1 protein-coding gene is annotated in these 4,405 nt (G+C 73.3%); it reads right to left on the minus strand.

All coding sequences use genetic code 11. The annotated features are described in order from the left end of the window. A partial coding sequence (locus tag AAHZ94_RS29215; RefSeq protein WP_349996662.1) for an SDR family NAD(P)-dependent oxidoreductase occupies positions 1-4,405 on the minus strand: 4,405 nt, incomplete at both ends.

Below are 4,405 nucleotides of genomic sequence, written 5' to 3' on the forward strand. Positions count from 1 at the left end.
CCGGAGCAGGCACATCCCGAGCAACCCCACACACCGGACCACCCACCGCGCCCTCGGCCACGGCCCGCACCCCCGCGACCATCTCCCCCACGTCCCGCCCCCACACCACCGCACGGTGCTCCAACACCGCACGCCCCGAAACCAACGACCACCCCACATCACCCACACCTACACCAGACCGCTCCCCCACCCACCCAGCAAGCCGCCCCGCCTGCCCCCGCAACCCCACCACCGAACGACCCGACACCACCCACGGAACCAACCCACCCAACCCCGCGTCCCGCTCCCCGTCAGCGTTCGCCGCCCCACCCATGGTCTCCACGGACTCCGGGACGGCCTCCACGGACGGAGCCGCTTCGAGGATCACATGGGCGTTGGTGCCACTGACGCCGAACGAGGAGACACCCGCCCGCCGCGGCCGGCCCGCATCCGGCCACGCACGGGACTCCGTAAGAAGCTCCAACTGCCCAGTTGACCAGTCGACATGGGGAGACGGCGCATCCACATGCAGCGTCCGCGGCAACACCCCGTGCCGCAACGCCAGCACCATCTTGATCACACCCGCCGCACCCGCAGCCGCCTGGGTGTGACCGATGTTCGACTTCACCGAACCCAGCCACAACGGCGCGCCGTCCTCCCGCCCCTGCCCATACGTCGCCAACAACGCCTGCGCCTCGATCGGGTCACCCAACCGCGTCCCCGTACCATGCGCCTCCACCACATCCACATCCGACACAGACAACCCCGCCGAACCCAACGCCGCCCGAATCACCCGCTCCTGCGACGGGCCATTCGGCGCGGTCAGCCCGTTGGACGCGCCGTCCTGGTTCACCGCCGAGCCCCGCACCACCGCCAACACCGGGTGGCCGTTGCGCCGCGCGTCCGACAACCGCTCCACCAACACCAACCCCACGCCCTCACCCCACCCCGTACCATCCGCACCCGCCGCAAACGACTTGCACCGGCCGTCCACCGCCAACCCACGCTGCCGCGAGAACTCCACGAACGCCTGGGGTGAGGCGAGGACCGCGACGCCGCCGGCCAGGGCCAGATCGCATTCACCCGAGCGCAGCGCCTGGCTCGCCAGATGGAGGGCGACCAGCGACGACGAACACGCCGTGTCCACCGTCACCGCGGGGCCCTCAAGGCCCAGCGCGTACGAGACCCGACCGGAGATGACACTGGTGGCGCTGCCGGTCAGTAGGAAGCCCTCCTGGCCTTCCGGGATGGACTGGGACGTGGCGCGGTAGTCCTGGGCCATGGCGCCGACGAAGACACCGGTCTGGCTGCCGCGTAGCGAAGTCGGGTCGATGCCGGCGGCCTCGCACGCCTCCCAGGAGGTTTCCAGCAGGAGACGCTGCTGCGGGTCCATGGACAGGGCCTCGCGCGGCGAGATGCCGAAGAAGTCGGCGTCGAAGTGGATGGCGTCGTGGACGAAGCCACCCTCGCGCACGTAGGAGGTGCCGGGGTGGTGCGGGTCAGGGTCGTAGAGGCCCTCGATGTCCCAGCCGCGGTCGGTCGGGAAGGGGGCGATGGCGTCGGTGCCGGCCAGCAGCATCTGCCACATGTCCTGCGGGGACGCCACCGCGCCCGGGTAGCGGCAGCTCATGCCGACGATGGCGATCAGGTCGTCGTCGGTGGCCGGGGTGGCCCGGCCCCGGCCGGCGGGTGCCACCTCGGGGGCGCCGTCGTCCAGGGTGCCGACCAGTTCGGCACGCAGGTGAGTGGCGAGCGCTTCGGGCGTCGGGTAGTCGAAGACGAGGGTGGCCCGCAGTCGCAGCCCGGTGGCCTGGTTCATGCGGTTGCGCAGCTCGACGGAGGTGAGCGAGTCGAAGCCGAGCGCCTTGAACGGGCGTTGCGGGCCGATGGCGTCGGGCGTGAGGTGGCCGAGGACCGCGGCGGTCTCGCGGCGTACGAGGGTCAGCAGGGTCTGGTGTCGTTCGGTGGTGGAGAGTCGGGTGAGTCGGTCGGCCAGGGTGGTGTCTGGGGCGCCGGTCGCCGCTGCCCGGCGGGGTCGGGTGTGGGTGAGGTCGCGCAGCAGCGCCGGCAGCGGGTCCTGTCGGCCGAGGACGGTGAGGTCGAGCCGGGCGGGGACCAGGGTGGCTCGGTTGTGTGCGCGTGCAGCATCGAACAGGGCGAGCGCCCGCTCGGTGGGCAGCGCGGTGACGCCGGAGCGCGCCATGCGGCCGATGTCGTCCTCGCCGAGGTGGCCGGTCATGCCGCTGGCCTGCGCCCACAGGCCCCAGGCGAGGGAGGTGGCGGCGAGGCCGCGGGCGCGGCGGTGGTGGGCGAGGGCGTCGAGGAAGGCGTTGGCGGCTGCGTAGTTGGCCTGCCCCGCGCCGCCGAACGTGCCGGCCATGGAGGAGAACAGCACGAACGCCTCCAGGTCGTACGGGCGCGTGAGTTCGTGCAGGTTCCAGGCCGCTGTCACCTTGGGGCGGAGCACCCGGTCGAGTTGGTCCGGGGTGAGGGCTTGGAGTGCGGCGTCGTCGATGGCGCCGGCTGCGTGCACGACCGCGGTCAGCGGGTGGCGGTCAGGCAGGGTGTGCAGCAGGGTGGCCAGGGCCTGGCGGTCCGCGGCGTCACAGGCGGCGATGGTGACGTGCGCGCCGAGCCCGGTGAGTTCCGCTTGCAGTTCGGCCGCGGATGCGGCGTCCTGGCCGCGCCGGCTGGTGAGCAGCAGGTGGCGTACGCCCTGGTGGGTGACGAGGTGGCGGGCGACGAGGCCGCCGAGGGTGCCGGTGCCGCCGGTGATGAGGACGGTGCCTTCCGGGTTGCTGGGCAGCGGCCCGGTGGGGCCGGGCGGCAGGGTGAGCACGATCTTGCCGGTGTGGCGGGCCTGGCTGAGGTGCCGGAAGGCGTCGGCGGCGTGCTGGACGTCCCAGGTGGTGACGGGCAGCGGGCGCAGGGTGCCGGTCTCGAAGAGGGTGTGCAGTTCGGCCAGGATCTCCTGGATGCGGTCCGCTCCCGCGTCCATCAGGTCGTACGCCTGGTAGCCGATGCCCGGGTGGTCGGCGGCGATGACGTCGGGTTGCCTGATGTCGGTCTTGCCCATCTCCAGGAACCTGCCGCCGGGGGCCAGCAGGCGCAGCGACGCGTCCACGTAGTCGTGGGCGAGGGAGTTGAGGACGACGTCGACGCCACGGCCGCCGGTCGCGGTGCGGAACGCGTCCTCGAAGCCGAGGTCGCGGGAGGAGGCCAGGTGCTGGTCGTCCACCCCTTGGGAGCGCAGGGTGTGCCACTTGGCGGGGCTTGCGGTGCCGTACGCCTCCACGCCCCAGTGCGCGGCCAGTTGGAGCGCGGCCGTGCCGACGCCGCCGGTCGCGGCGTGGACCAGCAGCGTTTCGCCGCTGCGGAGTCCCGCCAGGTCGATCAGGCCGTAGTAGGCGGTGACGAAGACGACGGGTACGGAGGCAGCCTGGGCGTAGGACCAGCCGGTGGGGACGGGGGTGAGGAGCCGGTGGTCGGCGGTGGTGACGGGTCCGGTGCCGCCGGAGAACAGGCCCATGACGCGGTCGCCCGGCGCACAGGTGGTGACGCCGGGACCGGTCTCCAGGACCACACCGGCGCCCTCGCCGCCCGGCGGTCGGGTGTCGTCAACCATGCCGAGGGCGACCACCACGTCGCGGAAGTTGAGCCCGGCGGCGCGGACGGCGACGCGGACCTGACCCGGCGCGAGGGGTGTGTCGGTGAGCTCGGGGTGGGGCACCAGGCCGAGGTCGTCCAGGGTGTTCCCGCCGAGCAGGTCGAGCCGCCAGGCGACCGCGTCCGGCGGCGTCATCGTCGCGGCCCGACGCGCCCTGGCCAGCCGCGGCGCCGACAACGTGCCGGTACGGAGGGCTAGTTGAGGCTCTGCCGTGGCCAGGGCGGCGGGCAGTGCGCGGTAGGAGGCGGGGTGGTCGTCGAGATCGATGAGGTGGAACCGGTCGGGGTTCTCGGTCTGCGCGGCACGGACCAGGCCCCACACCGCCGCGGCGGCCGGGTCGCGGACGTCCTCGCCGTGGTGACCGGGTACGGCGCCGCGGGTGAGCAGCACCAGCGGGAGGTGGGCGAAGCGCGGTTCGGCGAGCCAGCGGCACAGTTGCTGGTGCACACGGTGCACGTGCCCTGCGGCGGCCCGGGCCACGTCGCCGGCTTGGTCATCCGGGTTGCCTGGGTCATCCGGGTTGGCTGCGTCAGCCAGACCGCCCGGGTCGCCCAGGTCGGTGAAGCAGGTGAGGGCGACGACGTCGGGGACGGCGCTTGCGGTGTCGCTGATGGTGGCGCCTGCGGTGTCGCTGGCGCCGGCCCCCCCCGCCCGGGGGCCCCGGGGGGCGGGGGGGGGGGGGGGGGGTTTAAAAACGACCCCCCCCCCGCCCCAGCCCCCCCGACGGGGGCCCCGCCGGGCGGGACCCCCTCCAGATAC

This window comes from Streptomyces sp. HSW2009 (assembly GCF_040240285.1).
In the GTDB taxonomy this organism is placed as follows: domain Bacteria; phylum Actinomycetota; class Actinomycetes; order Streptomycetales; family Streptomycetaceae; genus Streptomyces.